Here is a 15,051-nt window from a genome sequence, read left to right as displayed (position 1 = left end):
TGTAACAAAATAGGTCAGTGTGGTGCGCGGGCAACTGCGGCAAATGTGATAATGCCGCCATGAACTTTGCCGCTAACTCATGTCCGGAGGCAGCCCCGGACCCGGCGCGCGCCGACGCCGCGCCTGAAAGCCAGCCCTGCGCCGTCGAGTGCTCGGGCAAGACCGCGTCGTTGCCGCACGACCTGCCGGTATTTTTGGTCGGAATGATGGGCGCGGGCAAGACAACCATAGGCCGTAGCCTGGCGCGCGCGCTGGGGCGCGACTTTATGGATCTGGATCATGAGCTCGAGGCGCGTTGCGGCGTGCGGGTGCCGGTAATCTTCGAAATCGAGGGCGAAGCCGGTTTTCGTCGCCGAGAGTCCGCCGCCTTGGAAGAGTGTACCCAACGGCGCAACATAATTCTTGCAACGGGCGGCGGCGCCATCCTGGACGCCGGGAACCGGCAGCTTCTGCACGAGCGCGGCATCGTCGTCTATCTGCGCGCCAGCGTGGACGAATTGTTCCGCCGGACCTGCCGCGACCGCAATCGGCCCCTCCTGGCCACCGCCGACCCGCGCGGCACCCTTCGCGACCTGATGACCCGGCGCGAGCCCCTATACAAGGAAGTCGCCGACCTGGTGGTGGAAACGGGGTCAATGCCCATCCACACCCTGGTCAAGGCGCTGCTGCCGCAATTACAAGCATTCGAGAAGCGCATATGAACGTTGTTGACGTTGAAACTCCGGGCGGAAGCTATCCGATCCACATCGGACCGGGCCGTCTGGACTCCCTGGATCAATGCATTCCCGCGGACGCCACCGCGATTGCGGTGGTCACCAATCCGACCGTGGCGGCCCTGTATGCCGAACGCGCCGAAGCCGCGCTGGCGCGCACGGGCAAGCGGGTGCTGCGCATCGAGCTGCCCGACGGCGAGGCCTATAAGGACTGGCAGTCGCTCAACCTGATCTTCGACGCGCTGCTGGGCAATCGACTGGACCGGCGCTGCGTCCTGGTGGCGCTGGGCGGCGGCGTCATTGGCGACATGACGGGTTTTGCCGCGGCCGTGTACATGCGCGGCGTGCGTTTTCTGCAGGTGCCCACCACGCTGCTGGCGCAGGTCGACTCCTCGGTGGGCGGCAAGACGGCCGTGAACCACCCGCTGGGCAAGAACATGATCGGCGCCTTCTACCAGCCGATCGCGGTCGAGATCGATACCGACGTGCTGGGCACCCTGCCGGCGCGCGAGGTCTCGGCAGGCCTGGCCGAGGTCATCAAGTACGGCCTCATCCTGGATCCGGAATTCTGGCGCTGGTGCGAGGACAATGCGCAAAAACTGCGCGCCCTGGACCCGGAGGCCGTCACGTATGCCATCCGCCGCTCGTGCGAGCTGAAGGCGCAGGTGGTGGGCAAGGACGAGCGGGAATCCGGGCTGCGCGCCATCCTGAACCTGGGTCATACGTTCGGCCATGCCATCGAATCGGGCCTGGGCTACGGCGCCTGGCTGCACGGCGAGGCCGTGGGCTGCGGCATGGTGCAAGCCGCTGAGCTGTCGGCCGATGTGGCCGGCTTTGATCCCGCCGACGTCGAACGCGTTCGCGCGCTGGTCCAGGCCATCGGCTGCCCGACCGTCGCGCCGGACCTGGGCGCCGACCGTTGGTTGGACCTGATGCAGGTGGACAAGAAGACCGAAGGCGGCTCGATCCGCTACGTGCTCATGACACGCATCGGTGAAGCCCTGATGCGGCCGGCCCCCGACGACGCGGTGCGCGCCGTGCTGGCACGAACTACCCAGTAAACGTAGTAAAGGACGGTGTTGCAGATGAATGAACTGGCTTCCTATGCTTCTCACCCGTCCCGATCGCGCGGCCGGGCGCATGCCGAGCCGCCACCCGAGAACCGCACGGAATTCCAGCGCGACCGGGATCGCATCGTCCATTCCAGCGCCTTCCGGCGGCTGGAATACAAGACGCAGGTCTTCGTCAATCATGAAGGCGACCTGTTCCGCACACGCCTTACGCACAGCCTGGAAGTGGCGCAGATCGCGCGCACGCTGGCGCGCAGCATGGGGCTGTCCGAAGACCTGACCGAAGCCATTTCGCTGGCGCACGACCTGGGGCACACGCCGTTCGGCCATGCCGGCCAGGACGAGCTGAACGCCTGCATGCGCGAACTGGCGCCGGAGGCGGGCGGCTTTGAACACAACCTGCAAAGCCTGCGGGTGGTGGATGAGCTTGAAGAGCGCTATGCCGACTTCAATGGCCTGAACCTGTGTTTCGAGACGCGGGAGGGCATTCTCAAGCATTGTTCGGTGGCCCATGCACGGGTGCTGGGAGATGTCGGCGAACGGTTTCTGAACCGCACGCAGCCGTCGCTGGAGGCGCAGCTTGCCAACCTGGCTGACGAGATCGCCTATAACAACCACGACGTGGACGACGGCCTGCGGTCCGGGCTCATCACGCTGGATCAGCTGAAGGAAGTGTCGATCTTCGAGCGCCACCATGCGTACGTGGTGGACCGCTATCCCGGTCTGGCGCCGCGGCGCGCAGTTGCTGAAACGATACGCCGCATGATCAATACGCTGATCGTCGACCTGACCCACACGTCGCTGGCGCGCATCCGCGACGCGGCGCCGGCCAGCGCGGACGATGTGCGCCGCTCGCCGCCGCTGGCGGGGTTCTCCGACGAGATCCGCCGCGAAGCCGACACGCTGAAGAAATTCCTGTTCGACAACCTGTACCGCCACTATCGCGTGCTGCGCATGACGCGCAAGGCGCGGCGCATCGTGCGCGAGCTGTTTGCGGTGTTCCTGGATGATCCGCGTCTGCTGCCGCCCGATTACCGCCGCGCGCAGTTCAACGAACAGGCGCGCGCCATTTCGGACTATATCGCCGGCATGACCGACCGCTACGCCATCCGCGAACACAAGCGGCTGTTCGACATGGCGTAGGGTTCCGCTGTCAGCGCTGCTTGCGGTAGGGCTCGTCGGCCTCGACGAAGGTCGCTTCGGCCAGCGCGTCCCGCGTCCATTCCCGCATAGCCGGCAGCGCCAGGACAGCGTCCATGTACTCGCGCACCGGACCTGCCGCGGCGATGTTGTAGGTCTTGAAACGCGAGACCACCGGCGCAAAGAAGGCGTCGGCAATGGAAAACCGCCCAAAAAGAAACGGGCCGCCCTGGCCGAACTGCACACGCGTTTCCTGCCAGATGGCCTGCACGCGCGCGACGTCCGCGAGCGCCGCGTCGGGGAAGTCGATGCCCGGCAAATCGGCTTCGACATTCATCGGCATGGCTTGGCGCAGCGCGCCGAAACCGCTGTGCATCTGCGCGGCCAGCGATCGCGCGCGGGCACGGGCCTTGGCATCTTTCGGCCACAAGGCGGCCTCCGGATGACGCTCGGCGGCGTACTCGCAGATGGCCAGCGAATCCCACACGGCGAAATCGCCGTCCAGCAGCACGGGCACCAGGCCGGCGGGCGACACCGCCGCGACACGCTTGGAAAATTCCTCGGTGAACAGGCCGACCTTCTGCTCCGTGAACGCGATGCCCGCGGCGCGCAGCGCGATCCACGGACGCATGGACCAGGACGAGTAGTTCTTGTTGCCGATGATCAGGGTGTACATGCTGGCTTTCCCATTGGATGGAGTGGGGGTGTTCAGTCGCCCGGCTTGCGGCGCAAAAGCTTGCCCAGATACTGGCCGGTATGGCTGGCCTGCGTTGCTGCCACGATTTCCGGCGTGCCTTGCGCCACGACCCTGCCGCCGCCGTCGCCGCCTTCAGGACCCATGTCGATAAGCCAGTCGGCCGTCTTGATGACGTCCAGGTTGTGCTCGATGATGAGCACCGTGTTGCCGGCGTCCACCAACTGATTGAGCACCTGAAGCAGCAGTTCGATGTCGCGGAAATGCAGGCCGGTCGTCGGCTCGTCCAGGATGTACAGCGTGCGCCCGGTGCTGCGGCGCGACAGCTCCTGCGAAAGCTTCACGCGCTGCGCCTCGCCGCCGGACAGCGTGGTCGCGCTTTGCCCCAGGCGGATGTACGACAGACCCACGTCGATCAGCGTATGCAGCTTGCGCGAGATGGCAGGCACCGATTCGAAATATTCGAGCGCCTGCTCCACCGTCAGGTCCAGCACTTCGCTGATGTTGCGGCCGCGGTAGCGGATTTCGAGCGTCTCGCGGTTGTAGCGCTTGCCGTGACAGACGTCGCAGGGCACGTACATGTCGGGCAGAAAGTGCATCTCGACCTTGACCACGCCGTCGCCCTGGCAGGCTTCGCAGCGGCCGCCCTTCACGTTGAAACTGAACCGCCCCGGGTCATAGCCGCGCGTGCGCGCTTCCGGCACGCCGGCGAAGAGTTCGCGGATCGGCGTGAACAGCCCCGTGTACGTGGCGGGATTGCTGCGCGGCGTGCGCCCGATGGGGCTTTGATCCACGCTGATGATCTTGTCGAAGTTCTCCAGCCCCTGCATCGACACGTAGGGGGCGGGCTCGCTCTGCGCGTGATGCAGTTGGCGCGACACGGCCACCGCCAGCGTGTCGTTGATGAGCGTGGACTTGCCCGAACCGGACACGCCGGTCACGCAGACGAGGCGGCCGGCGGGCACGTGCAGGTCGACGTTCTTGAGGTTGTTGCCGGTGGCGCCGGTGAGCGTCAGCCACGGCAGTTCGTCGTCGACAGGGCGGCGCTTCGGGATGGCGATGGCGCGCGCGCCGCTCAGGTATTGGCCGGTCAGCGAATTGGGATCGCGCTGCACGGTCTCGGGATCGCCCTGAGCGACGACTTCGCCGCCGTGCTCGCCCGCGCCCGGTCCCATGTCCACGACCCAGTCGGCCATGCGGATCATGTCCTCGTCATGCTCGACCACAATGACGCTGTTGCCGAGATCGCGCAGGTGCTGCAGCGTGCCGATCAGGCGGTCGTTGTCGCGCTGGTGCAGGCCGATGGAGGGCTCGTCCAGCACGTACATCACGCCCGTCAGGCCCGAGCCGATCTGGCTGGCCAGCCGGATGCGCTGTGCCTCGCCGCCGGAGATCGTGTCCGCGCTGCGGTCCAGCGACAGGTAGTTCAGGCCGACGTTGTTCAGGAAGCTCAGCCGGGCCTCGATCTCGCGCACGATGCGCTGCGCGATCTCCTGCTTGGCGCCCGTCAGGTTCAGGTTGCGGAACCAGTCCAGGCAGCTGGACAGCGGCATGGCCTCGACTTCATAGATGGCCTGGCCGTGGCGTTCCCCGCCGCGCGGGTCATGGCCGATCAGCACATTGCGCGCTTCGGGGCGCAGGCGCGAGCCGGCGCAGTCGGGGCAGGTCTTGATGTTGCGGTACTTGCCCAGTTCCTCGCGCACCGTCGCCGAGTCCGTTTCGCGCCAGCGGCGCTCCAAATTCGGGATGACGCCCTCGAAGGTGTGGCGCTTGACGGTGCTGCGGCCTTTTTCGTTCAAGTACAGGAACGAGATCTCTTCCTCGCCGGATCCGTACAGGACCTTGTCGCGCAACGCTTCGGGCAGGTCCTCGAAGGGCGCCTCGATGTCGAATTCGTAATGCGCGGCCAGGCTGGTCAGCAGCGAGTGCGTGAAGGCATTGCGGCGATCCCAGCCGCGGATCGCGCCGGCGGCCAGGCTGAGTTCCGGAAAGGCGACGACCCGCTTGGGATCGAAGAAGCCGACCTGTCCGATGCCGTCGCAACTGGGGCAGGCGCCCATCGGGTTGTTGAAGCTGAACAGGCGCGGTTCGAGTTCGGGCAGGCTGTGGCTGCACACCGGGCAGGCGTAGCGGCTGGAGAAGACCTGTTCGCGCTCGCTGTCCATGTCCAGCGCCAGGGCACGGCCTTCGGCGAGCTGCAGCGCCGTCTCGAAGCTTTCGGCCAGGCGCTGCTTGCTTTCGGGCTTGATGCGCAGGCGGTCGATGACGACGTCGATATCGTGCTTCTCGGTCTTCTTCAGCGGCGCCATGCCGTCGATTTCCACCAATTGGCCATCGACGCGCAGTCGAACGTAGCCCTGCGCCTGCAGGCTGGCGCATTCGTCCTCGAAGCTGCCTTTCTTGCCGCGCGCAATGGGCGCCAGCACCGCCAGCCGCGTCTCGGGCGTCCAGCCCAGCACCGCGTCCACCATCTGGCTGACGCTCTGGGCCTGCAGCGGCAGGCCGTGGTCGGGGCAGTAGGGCGTGCCGACCCGCGCGTAGAGCAGGCGCAGGTAGTCGTGGATTTCGGTGATGGTGCCGACCGTGGAGCGCGGGTTGTGTCCCGCGGCCTTCTGTTCGATCGAGATGGCCGGAGACAGGCCCTCGATGAGATCCACATCCGGCTTGTCCATCAGTTGCAGGAACTGGCGGGCGTAGGCCGAAAGGCTTTCCACGTAGCGCCGCTGGCCTTCCGCGTACAGCGTGTCGAATGCCAGCGAGGATTTGCCGGACCCGGACAGGCCAGTGACGACCACCAGCTTGTGGCGCGGCAGGTCCAGCGAGACGTTCTTGAGATTGTGGGTGCGAGCACCCCGGATGCGTATGGTCACGTCGGTATGGGTAACGTCCAGTTGCGTCGTCGATGACGCCTTTGATCCCGCGCACCCTTTGGGCGCATTTAAGCGATTTCAAAGGCCAACTTGGTACTATAGCGCGCCGAATCCTCTCGCGTTCAAGGCCGTTCATCCGGTTGGACTGGCCCGAGGCCGGCGCCGCACCGCAAGCATCAGACCGTGAGCGTATGACATGAGAAGCATGCGCGCCGCCCTAGTCATCGTTGAAATTTCCGCATGCCGGCAGATAAAAAACTGAAATTGACCCCCTCCGAGCGCCGCGCCAGCGTGGCCCTGGCCGGCCTGTTCGCCGCGCGGATGCTGGGGCTGTTCCTGTTGCTGCCGGTTTTTGCCGTTGCCGCAAGCGGCATGCCGGGCGGCGACGATCCTGCCCGCGTGGGGCTGGCGCTGGGCATGTACGGCCTGACCCAGGCGTTCATGCAGATTCCCTTCGGTCTGGCGTCCGATCGCTGGGGGCGCCGTCCGGTGGTGATCTTCGGGTTGTTGCTGTTTATCGCCGGCAGCATCGTCTGTGCGCAGGCGACGGACGTCTTCTGGATCACCATAGGCCGTGCCATCCAGGGCGCCGGCGCCATTTCCGCCGCGGTCACCGCCTGGCTGGCCGACGCCACCCGCGACGAGGTGCGCACGCGCGCGATGGCGATGGTGGGCGCATCGATCGGATTGTCGTTCGCCGTGTCCCTGGTGCTGTCGCCGGTGCTGGTGGGCTGGTGGGGGCTGTCGGGCCTGTTCTGGACCATCGCCTGCCTGGGCGTCGTCTGCCTGGCCGTGGCGCGCTTCGTGGTGCCCGTGGTGCCTCGCACGCAGGCCCGCACGATGCAGGCGGCCAAGCCGCGCGAGGTCCTGACCCATCGCGACCTGTTGCGGCTGAATTTTGGCGTCTTTGTCCTGCATCTGATCCAGGTATCGCTGTTTGTCGTGGTGCCGGCGCTGCTGGCCAAGGTCGGCGGACTGGACGCGCGCGACCTGTGGAAGGTCTACCTGCCGGTCATCCTGGTGTCGTTCGTGCTGATGGTGCCAGTGGTCTTCGTGGCCGAAAAGCGCCGGGCGCACCGCGGCGCGCTGCGCGCGTCGGTGGCCGGCCTGGTGCTGGTGTGCGCGCTGCTGCCGGCCGCCAGCCACGGCTTTTACACGCTGGCCATCGCGCTGACCGGATTCTTCGTCGCCTTCAATGTGCTGGAGGCGCTGCAACCGTCGCTGGTCTCGCGCGTGGCGCCGCAGGCCTACAAGGGATTGGCGCTGGGCTTCTACAACACCGCGCAGGCCGCGGGTCTGTTCGCCGGGGGCGCGCTGGGTGGCTGGCTGGCGGGGCATTCGGGCGCCAGCGCCGTGTTCATCGGCGCGGCAATCCTGTCGGCCGTGTGGCTGGCGGTCACCTGGGCGCTGCGGCCCCTGGCCTGACCGTTGCGGGCTTTCCCGCAGGCTTTGGAAAGTCGCGGATCTGGCCCCGAACGGCGTCCAACAGCGCCGAAATGGTTTGCCTGCGGTGATCGATTTGTCACCGATCCCGTTTGGCGCGGCGGGCGCTTTCGTCGATAATACGCATCAACACAGGCTTCACCTGGGCATCGCCGGTCATCGCTTCGATGACCGGCGAGTTTCATGAAGCCGGTCTTCAACATCGCTTTTTTATGTTGTTGCCGGCGCGCTCGCGGCAACGCAAGTCGCAGGCTGTCAACAACAGAGGGACATCGGCATGGCATCGGTTAACAAAGTCATACTCGTGGGCAATCTGGGTCGCGACCCGGAAGTCCGCTACAGCCCCGACGGGGCGGCAATCTGCAACATGTCGATCGCCACGACCTCGTCCTGGAAGGACAAGGCCAGCGGCGAAAAGCGCGAAGAAACGGAATGGCACCGCGTCGTCATGTACAACCGCCTGGCTGAAATCGCCGGCGAATACCTGAAGAAGGGCCGCTCGGTCTACATCGAAGGCCGCCTGAAGACGCGCAAGTGGCAAGACAAGGACACCGGCGCGGACCGCTACAGCACCGAAGTCGTCGCTGACCAGATGCAAATGCTGGGCGGCCGCGAAGACGGCGGCGGCGGTGGTGGCGGCAACTACGGTGGCGGCGGCTACGACGACGCGCCGCGCCAGCAGCGCGCTGCTCCGGCCCAGCGCCCGGCGCCTCAGCAGCGCCCGGCTCCCGCAGCGGCCCCGGCCAGCAGCGGCGCCAACCTGGCCGACATGGACGACGATATTCCGTTCTAAGCGTCGCCCCGCGTTAGGTATGTTCAAGACCCCGGCTTTCAATGGAAGGCCGGGGTTTTGCTTTTGGGGAACACGGGGCGACGCAGGCGCGCCTCAAGGGCTAGGGACGGTCCGCGCCAGCGATTTCCTTTGCAGGACCTGGCTGAAATGCCTCAACCAGAAAATCGATAAACGCCCGCGTGCGAGCCGTCTGGTTGCGGCGCTGCGGGTAATAGACGAACAGGTCCGCCGACGGCAACGCGAAGTCGGGCAGCACCACCCGCAACCTGCCGCTTTCCAGATATTTGGCCAGATCCCATTCCGACCGGATGAGGATGCCGTGGCCGTCCAGGGCCCAGCCCAGCACGATGTCGCCGTCATTGCTGGATAGCCCGCCTTCCACCTTCACCACTTCGACGCGGCCTTTGTGCGTGAACCGCCAGACGCCGTGCGCCTCGTCGTTTTGCCGGTGAAGAATGCACTGGTGATGCGCCAGGTCGGCCAGTGTTGCCGGCGTGCCGTGCGCCTTCAGGTAGCGGGGCGACGCGCACAAAAAGCGCCGGTTGGTCATGATGCGCCGGGCGGCTAGGCGCTTGTCGGGCAGTTCGCCGAAGCGGATGGCCAGGTCGAATGCGCCTTCCACCAGGTCGACGGGCCGGTCCGTGACCTCCAGTTCAACCTGCACCTGCGGGTAGCGCTTCGCAAAGTCGGAGACCAGCGGCGCGATGGTCGTGCGGCCGAATCCCAACGTGGCGTTGACGCGGATCAGGCCGCGCGGCTGGGCGCTGCTGCTGGACACCACATCTTCCATCTCGCGCAGGTCCGCCAGGATCCGGGTCGCATAGGCCAGGTAGGTCTCGCCTTCGTTGGTCAGGCTGATGCTGCGCGTGGTGCGATTGACCAGCCGCACGCCCAGGCGCTTTTCCATCAGCGCCAGTCGTTTGGTGGCCGCCGGTGGCGTCAGATCCAGTTGCCGCGCAGCCGCGGACAGGCTGCCCAGCCGGGCGATCAGCACGAAGAACTGCAGCTCGGAGGCGAGGTCGGCTTTCACTGAAAGTAAATAATCAAATGAACTTGGGTGAATTCTAGGGCAGGGATGCGCCACTAATCTATTGATTCCCGATGCGACCCAACCGGAGACAAGCCATGAGAATCGTCGACATCCGCGAGCAGACCCTGCCCATCAGCTCGCCCATCCGCAACGCCTACATCGACTTCAGCAAGATGACGCTGAGCCTGGTCGCCGTGATCACCGACGTGATCCGCGACGGTAAGCCGGTGGTCGGGTACGGCTTCAATTCGAATGGCCGCTATGGACAGGGCAAGCTCATGCGCGAGCGATTCATCCCGCGCGTGCTGGAAGCAGACCCGGACACGCTGGTGGACGCCACGGGGCGCAACCTGGATCCGCACAAGGTCTGGGACGCGATGTTCAAGAACGAGAAGCCCGGCGGTCACGGTGAGCGGTCGGTGGCGATCGGCACCATCGACATGGCCGTGTGGGATGCGGTCGCAAAAATCGAAGGCAAGCCGCTTTTCCAGTTGCTGGCCGAACGTTACGGCAATGGCCAGCCGGACCGGCGGGTGTTTGTGTACGCGGCCGGCGGCTACTACCACCCAGGGCAGGACCACGCCGCGCTTAAAGACGAAATGCGCAGCTATCTCGATCGCGGCTACACGGTCGTGAAAAAGAAGATCGGCGGCGCGTCGCTGGACGAGGACCTTCGCCGGATCGACTCGGTGCTGAGCGTGCTGCAGGACGGCCAGAAGCTGGCTGTGGATGCGAACGGGCGGTTCGACCTGGACACGGCGATTGCCTACGCCAAGGCGCTGTCGCAGTACGACCTGTTCTGGTACGAGGAGCCGGGCGATCCGCTCGACTTCGAGCTGCAGGCGACGCTGCGTAATTACTACGACAAGCCCATGGCCACGGGCGAAAACCTCTTCTCGATGCAGGATGCGCGCAACCTGATCCGCTATGGCGGCATGCGCGCCGACCGCGATTATCTGCAGTTCGATTGCGCGCTCAGCTATGGGTTGGTGGAGTATCTGCGCACGCTCGCGATGCTGCGTCAGCATGGCTGGTCCGCGAGCCGCTGCGTGCCGCATGGCGGGCATCAGATGTCGCTGAACATCGCGGCGGGTCTGGGTCTGGGCGGTAATGAGAGCTACCCGGATCTGTTCCAGCCTTTTGGCGGCTTTCCGGATGGGGTGAAGGTGGAGGCCGGCTACGTCACGATGCCGGATCTGCCGGGCATCGGCTTTGAGGGCAAGTCCGATCTGTACGCGGTGATGCAGGCGCTGTCCGCTTGATTGCCGGCGACGGCGGTCCCGTTGGCCGCGCCAGCGGGAACCGCAGTACTGCACTGATTCAGGCCGTCACGCCGCATCCGATGTGGTTGGCCTGCATCGCGACATAAATTGTTTCACTTTACCCGCTTGCGTCGTCTATCTAGTAGTAGGTAAGATTCATCCCATCGACGCAGCGCAAACAACAAACCGCCCCGCGCCGAAATCAGAAATACAGTAGGACCGCTTTTTTATTTCCCTCGACATCTACCTACAAGTAGATAGCTAACTGAAACGCATACTGCATCTAAAACTGGAGATTGACCATGAAGACCCTCGTATCCGCCCTGATTCTTTCCGCTTCCTTCATCGGCGCTGCCCAAGCTGGCGAACTGGACTATCCGCCCGAGCTGAACACCCAAAGCACGGTGACCCGCGCTCAAGTGCAGCAAGAACTGGCCGCCGCCCGCGTCAACGGTGAACTGGCATTCGGTGAAGAAGGCTACGCCGCCGCCCCGATCGCCTTCACCAGCGACAAGACCCGCGCTCAGGTCAAGCAAGAACTGGCTGCTGCCCGCGCTCAAGGCCTGACCGACGGCGGCGAACTGGACTACCCGCCCGTTCAAGGCTGATTTTTTCGACCACGCCTCTATCTATAGATAGATAGCCTTAACCGACAACCTCGCAGCAACTGCAGCAACTCAACCAATCTGGAGATTTCTCATGAAGACCCTCATTTCCGCCCTGATCCTTTCCGCTTCCTTCATCGGCGCTGCCCAAGCTGGCGAACTGGACTATCCGCCCGAGCTGAACACCCAAAGCACGGTGACCCGCGCTCAAGTGCAGCAAGAACTGGCCGCCGCCCGCGTCAACGGTGAACTGGCATTCGGTGAAGAAGGCTACGCCGCTGCCCCGATCGCTTTCACCAGCGACAAGACGCGCGCTCAGGTCAAGCAAGAACTGGCTGCTGCCCGCGCTCAAGGTCTGACCGACGGTGGCGAACTGGACTACCCGCCCGTTCAAGGCTGATTTTTTCGACCACGCCTCTATCTATAGATAGATAGCCTTAACCGACAACCTCGCAGCAACTGCAGCAACTCAACCAATCTGGAGATTTCTCATGAAGACCCTCATTTCCGCCCTGATCCTTTCCGCTTCCTTCATCGGCGCTGCCCAAGCCGGCGAACTGGACTATCCGCCCGAACTGAACACCCAAAGCACGGTGACCCGCGCTCAGGTGCAGCAAGAACTCGCCGCCGCCCGCGCCAATGGCGAACTGGTGTCAGGTGAAGAAGGCTACGCCGCCACCGCCTTTGCCCACGCTGGCGACAAGACGCGCGCTCAGGTCAAGCAGGAACTGGCAGCCGCCCGCGCCCAAGGCCTGACCGACGGCGGTGAACTCGACTACCCGCCCGTGCAAGGCTGAAGCAGATGGCAATCAAAGCGGACCCCGGGGGCGGGATTCTTGTCCCGGCCGGAGTCCGCTGGCACGGTCGGTAACATGGAATGGCCCGCTCGGTAACTGCCGATCAGGGACCCTCCCAATGACGAACCGATCTATTAGTAGGTAATATGCCGCCATGGATACCCCGACTTCCAATACCACTCGCGAACTGCTTCTGGCGCACGCCGAGAAGCTGATCCGCATGCGCGGATGCAACGGCTTCAGCTACCGCGACCTGGCTGAGCATGTGGGCGTCAAGACGTCCAGCATCCATTACTACTTTCCAGGCAAGGACGACCTGCTGTACGAAGCGGTCGAGGCCTACAGCACGCGCGCACTTGGCGCGGTGCGCGGGATCGACACCGCGCAGCCGGCGCAGGCGCAGCTTGAAAAATATCTGTCGATGATGGAATCCGCCGCCTGCGGTTCCGGTGAACTCTGTCTGGGCGGCATGTTGGCCGCCGACGTGATGAGTTTGTCGGAACGGGTCCGCGGCGCGCTGCAGGGATTCTTCCGCGCGCACGAAGCGTGGCTGGCCCGCGTGCTGGCCGAAGGCGCGGCGCAGGGTACGCTGAAGTTTTCCGGGACGCCCGAAGCAGCGGGGCGGGCGGTGTTCGCGACGATCCAGGGCTGTTTGCTGGTGTCGCGCCTGTTCCAGCAGCCGCCCGCGTTGTGCGAAGCGATCAGCGCGCTTTACGTTGAATGCGAAGGCAAGACGGGCCACGGCGCCTGAACGCCACGCGCTGACTTCGCTGTTCACCGTTTCACGGCCGCCTTGCTGATGCAGGCGGCCGTTGTGTTTGGGCGCGCCGACTGCGCGTCGCCATCTTACGCCAGCGCGCGCGCCATGTCGGTGCTGGTACGTTCCTGCACGCCGAGATCCCGCATGCGTTGCAGAAAGCTCGACTGTGCGTTCGCAAAGCCCGCGACGGGACTCATGCAGTCCGTCAGCAGCACGATGCGCGACAGGTTGCCGCCGGGCAGGTGCTCGGCCAGGTGTTCGACGGTGGCCTTGACGCAGTGGCTGCCGGCCTCGCCCGCGATCAGGATCAGATCGGCGCGGTCCAGCGAGTCCAGCAAGCCGCGGTTGAGCTGGCTGCGCGGATCGTCGGCGTCGGGCACCTCGGCCATCAGCGCGCTGTAGTGTTCGGTCCAGGGGTTGGCGCCCTTGGGCACCTTGCGCACGATGAACTGGCGCTCTTCTTCCCAACGACCATACGCGGCGCGCACGTCGGGATGCACGTTATGACCCCACGTGCCGATCTCGCAATGCACCGGCCACGCCATCAGGGTGTAGCGGCCCCGCGCTTCGAGTTCATCCAGGTAGTTGAGCGTGCGCGGCAGGTCGTCGTCATGGCGCGGCACGAATTCGCCGGCGCGCAATTGCGCCGCCGTGATCGGCGTGAAGGGCGCGACCGGGTCGCCATTGCCCGCGCGCCAGAATGTGGGGTGCGCAATGTCCAGACGATGATGCGAATCCAGCGTAACCGTGATCGACGAGAGCACGGGGGCCGTGGCGTCGATGAACCGCGCCAGCCGCTGCATGTCTGCGTGGGCGCCAGCGATGGGCAGCGCGGGCGCAACCGCCAGGCCGGTCAGCGGGTCGAGGGGCCGGTACGACTCGGGCAAGTCGCAGAAATCGTTTTGCGGGTCGACGATCAGCAGGTGAATGGTGCGCGGCATGGTGGGGAGGCGGGGTCTTAGAACAGCACGAGGTGTTCGGCGCGGTCGGGCAACTGGCGCAGCAGCAAGCGCCATTGGCGCCAAAGGATGGACGATACGCCTAACGCGCCTAACGGAATAAGAATCCACATGGCCTGCTCCTGTCAATATTCGCACGGTCGTGCGAAATTAAGCGAAAGTAAAGCCGGCACAACGCCGGCTTCGGGGATTACTCGATGTACTTGAAGCTGCGATACGTAGAGATAAGACGCTCGTAGCCGGCCTTCACGCGTTCGTGCGCCTTCGGGTCACGCAGGAACCGCGCGTCGTGCATCAGGCCGATCATCAGGCTGTAGACCTCGAACACGAGCTGTTGCGGGTCTGTGTCGGGGCGCAAGTGGCCGGCTTCGAGCGCCTGGTTCACCGTGCGCACCATCGCGGCCCGCCAGCGCTTCAGGTTGTGTTCCAGCACCGCGCGCAGCGGCGAGTCGACATCGTCGTATTCAAACGCGCCGGCCACGTAGATGCAGCCGGTCAGCGTTTCGACATTGCTGGCGCGGTCGATCCACAGCGACACCAGCGCGTTCAAGCGCGGCAGACCGCGCGGGTAGGCCATGGCAGGCGTGAAGACCGCTTCGACAAAGCGCCGGTCGTATTCGTCCAGCACCGCCTGCTGCAGGGCTTCGAGCGAGCCGACGCGCGAGAAGACGCCGCTCTTGCTGATGCCGAGCCGCTTGGCGACCTGGCCCAGCGAGAGGCTTTCCATGCCTTGCGCGGCGGCCATGTCGAGCGCCGTGTTCACGATGGCCGCGAAGGTGAGTTCGCTTTTCTCGGTTTTTGCTGTCATGGCGGGAATTTAGCACGATCGTGCGAAAATCAAGAGGTTTTTAATCAGGGAGGGATGAGGCAGCAAGACACCCCCCGCCCGGATCCAAACCCAAACCCGAAAAAAAA

At 64.8% G+C, this 15,051-nt stretch carries 15 protein-coding genes; 10 read left to right on the top strand and 5 right to left on the bottom strand.

Translation table 11 applies throughout. The annotated features are described in order from the left end of the window. The first annotated feature begins 59 nt into the window (after nucleotides 1-59). Genes AB3147_RS27670 through AB3147_RS27660 form a run of 3 tightly spaced genes read left to right on the top strand, consistent with a single transcriptional unit; the run spans nucleotide 60 to nucleotide 2,926 of the window. Nucleotides 60-701 (top strand): shikimate kinase, encoded by a 642-nt coding sequence (locus AB3147_RS27670; protein WP_367353471.1) that lies wholly within the window; start codon nucleotides 60-62, stop codon nucleotides 699-701. Next, nucleotides 698-1,774, top strand: coding sequence for a 3-dehydroquinate synthase (gene aroB / locus AB3147_RS27665; RefSeq protein ID WP_175124768.1), 1,077 nt, complete (start codon nucleotides 698-700; stop codon nucleotides 1,772-1,774). Before AB3147_RS27670 ends, aroB begins: the two co-directional genes overlap by 4 nt. A 24-nt stretch (nucleotides 1,775-1,798) precedes the next feature. Then, complete coding sequence (locus AB3147_RS27660; RefSeq protein ID WP_175124767.1) at nucleotides 1,799-2,926, top strand: deoxyguanosinetriphosphate triphosphohydrolase; 1,128 nt, start codon at nucleotides 1,799-1,801, stop codon at nucleotides 2,924-2,926. Between the two features lie 10 nt (nucleotides 2,927-2,936). Here AB3147_RS27660 and AB3147_RS27655 read toward each other — a convergent pair whose 3' ends face one another. Both AB3147_RS27655 and uvrA read right to left on the bottom strand, forming a co-directional pair. Further along, nucleotides 2,937-3,599 (bottom strand): glutathione S-transferase N-terminal domain-containing protein, encoded by a 663-nt coding sequence (locus AB3147_RS27655; RefSeq protein WP_367353470.1) that lies wholly within the window; start codon nucleotides 3,597-3,599, stop codon nucleotides 2,937-2,939. A gap of 32 nt (nucleotides 3,600-3,631) precedes the next feature. After that, nucleotides 3,632-6,487 carry an excinuclease ABC subunit UvrA gene (gene uvrA, locus AB3147_RS27650; protein WP_239216363.1) on the bottom strand — a complete coding sequence of 952 codons (2,856 nt, stop codon included), beginning with the start codon at nucleotides 6,485-6,487 and terminating at the stop codon, nucleotides 3,632-3,634. 240 nt (nucleotides 6,488-6,727) lie between these two features. On the opposite strand from uvrA, the gene AB3147_RS27645 reads away from it, so the two are divergent. After that, nucleotides 6,728-7,912: an MFS transporter gene (locus AB3147_RS27645; protein ID WP_175185875.1), complete on the top strand. Its 1,185-nt coding sequence runs from the start codon at nucleotides 6,728-6,730 to the stop codon at nucleotides 7,910-7,912. 295 nt (nucleotides 7,913-8,207) lie between these two features. Next, on the top strand, nucleotides 8,208-8,723 hold the full coding sequence (ssb, locus tag AB3147_RS27640) for a single-stranded DNA-binding protein (protein ID WP_175124763.1): 516 nt from the start codon (nucleotides 8,208-8,210) through the stop codon (nucleotides 8,721-8,723). Nucleotides 8,724-8,823: 100 nt separating this feature from the next. Here the strand turns inward: ssb and AB3147_RS27635 are convergent, their stop codons facing one another. Further along, a complete protein-coding gene (locus AB3147_RS27635) occupies nucleotides 8,824-9,753 on the bottom strand; it encodes a LysR substrate-binding domain-containing protein (RefSeq protein ID WP_367353469.1) in 930 nt (309 codons plus the stop codon). A 95-nt stretch (nucleotides 9,754-9,848) separates the two neighbouring features. Between AB3147_RS27635 and AB3147_RS27630 the strand changes: the two genes are divergently transcribed. The 5 genes from AB3147_RS27630 to AB3147_RS27610 all read left to right on the top strand — a co-directional run bounded on the left by AB3147_RS27630 (nucleotide 9,849) and on the right by AB3147_RS27610 (nucleotide 13,168). Next, on the top strand, nucleotides 9,849-11,015 hold the full coding sequence (locus AB3147_RS27630; protein WP_218342510.1) for a mandelate racemase/muconate lactonizing enzyme family protein: 1,167 nt from the start codon (nucleotides 9,849-9,851) through the stop codon (nucleotides 11,013-11,015). A gap of 302 nt (nucleotides 11,016-11,317) precedes the next feature. Then, the gene (locus AB3147_RS27625; protein ID WP_175136911.1) at nucleotides 11,318-11,623 is read left to right on the top strand and encodes a DUF4148 domain-containing protein; all 306 of its coding nucleotides are present in this window, start codon (nucleotides 11,318-11,320) and stop codon (nucleotides 11,621-11,623) included. A 91-nt stretch (nucleotides 11,624-11,714) separates the two neighbouring features. Further along, a complete protein-coding gene (locus tag AB3147_RS27620; RefSeq protein WP_175136910.1) occupies nucleotides 11,715-12,020 on the top strand; it encodes a DUF4148 domain-containing protein in 306 nt (101 codons plus the stop codon). 91 nt (nucleotides 12,021-12,111) lie between these two features. Next, nucleotides 12,112-12,417, top strand: coding sequence for a DUF4148 domain-containing protein (locus tag AB3147_RS27615; protein WP_175124758.1), 306 nt, complete (start codon nucleotides 12,112-12,114; stop codon nucleotides 12,415-12,417). Between the two features lie 154 nt (nucleotides 12,418-12,571). Then, the gene (locus tag AB3147_RS27610) at nucleotides 12,572-13,168 is read left to right on the top strand and encodes a TetR/AcrR family transcriptional regulator (protein WP_175124757.1); all 597 of its coding nucleotides are present in this window, start codon (nucleotides 12,572-12,574) and stop codon (nucleotides 13,166-13,168) included. Between the two features lie 95 nt (nucleotides 13,169-13,263). On the opposite strand, the gene AB3147_RS27605 is transcribed toward AB3147_RS27610, so the two are convergent. Continuing rightward, on the bottom strand, nucleotides 13,264-14,118 hold the full coding sequence (locus AB3147_RS27605) for a cysteine hydrolase family protein (RefSeq protein WP_175124756.1): 855 nt from the start codon (nucleotides 14,116-14,118) through the stop codon (nucleotides 13,264-13,266). A gap of 208 nt (nucleotides 14,119-14,326) precedes the next feature. Then, the gene (locus AB3147_RS27600) at nucleotides 14,327-14,944 is read right to left on the bottom strand and encodes a TetR/AcrR family transcriptional regulator (protein WP_191577548.1); all 618 of its coding nucleotides are present in this window, start codon (nucleotides 14,942-14,944) and stop codon (nucleotides 14,327-14,329) included. Nucleotides 14,945-15,051: the final 107 nt, after the last annotated feature.

The organism is Achromobacter animicus, from assembly GCF_040775605.1.
Lineage (GTDB): Bacteria > Pseudomonadota > Gammaproteobacteria > Burkholderiales > Burkholderiaceae_B > Achromobacter > Achromobacter animicus.
The sequence above is the reverse complement of the archived record's forward strand: the minus strand, read 5'-3'. Positions and strand labels throughout refer to the sequence as shown.

Excerpts from the sequence above, each read along its gene's own strand:
- AB3147_RS27615 (WP_175124758.1), top strand. The coding sequence starts at position 12,112 with ATGAAGACCCTCATTTCCGCCCTGATCCTTTCCGCTTCCTTCATCGGC.
- AB3147_RS27600 (WP_191577548.1), bottom strand. The coding sequence starts at position 14,944 with ATGACAGCAAAAACCGAGAAAAGCGAACTCACCTTCGCGGCCATCGTG.
- AB3147_RS27660 (WP_175124767.1), top strand. The coding sequence starts at position 1,799 with ATGAATGAACTGGCTTCCTATGCTTCTCACCCGTCCCGATCGCGCGGC.
- AB3147_RS27645 (WP_175185875.1), top strand. The coding sequence starts at position 6,728 with ATGCCGGCAGATAAAAAACTGAAATTGACCCCCTCCGAGCGCCGCGCC.
- AB3147_RS27655 (WP_367353470.1), bottom strand. The coding sequence starts at position 3,599 with ATGTACACCCTGATCATCGGCAACAAGAACTACTCGTCCTGGTCCATG.
- ssb (WP_175124763.1), top strand. The coding sequence starts at position 8,208 with ATGGCATCGGTTAACAAAGTCATACTCGTGGGCAATCTGGGTCGCGAC.
- AB3147_RS27630 (WP_218342510.1), top strand. The coding sequence starts at position 9,849 with ATGAGAATCGTCGACATCCGCGAGCAGACCCTGCCCATCAGCTCGCCC.
- aroB (WP_175124768.1), top strand. The coding sequence starts at position 698 with ATGAACGTTGTTGACGTTGAAACTCCGGGCGGAAGCTATCCGATCCAC.
- AB3147_RS27605 (WP_175124756.1), bottom strand. The coding sequence starts at position 14,118 with ATGCCGCGCACCATTCACCTGCTGATCGTCGACCCGCAAAACGATTTC.
- AB3147_RS27670 (WP_367353471.1), top strand. The coding sequence starts at position 60 with ATGAACTTTGCCGCTAACTCATGTCCGGAGGCAGCCCCGGACCCGGCG.
- AB3147_RS27625 (WP_175136911.1), top strand. The coding sequence starts at position 11,318 with ATGAAGACCCTCGTATCCGCCCTGATTCTTTCCGCTTCCTTCATCGGC.
- AB3147_RS27610 (WP_175124757.1), top strand. The coding sequence starts at position 12,572 with ATGGATACCCCGACTTCCAATACCACTCGCGAACTGCTTCTGGCGCAC.
- AB3147_RS27620 (WP_175136910.1), top strand. The coding sequence starts at position 11,715 with ATGAAGACCCTCATTTCCGCCCTGATCCTTTCCGCTTCCTTCATCGGC.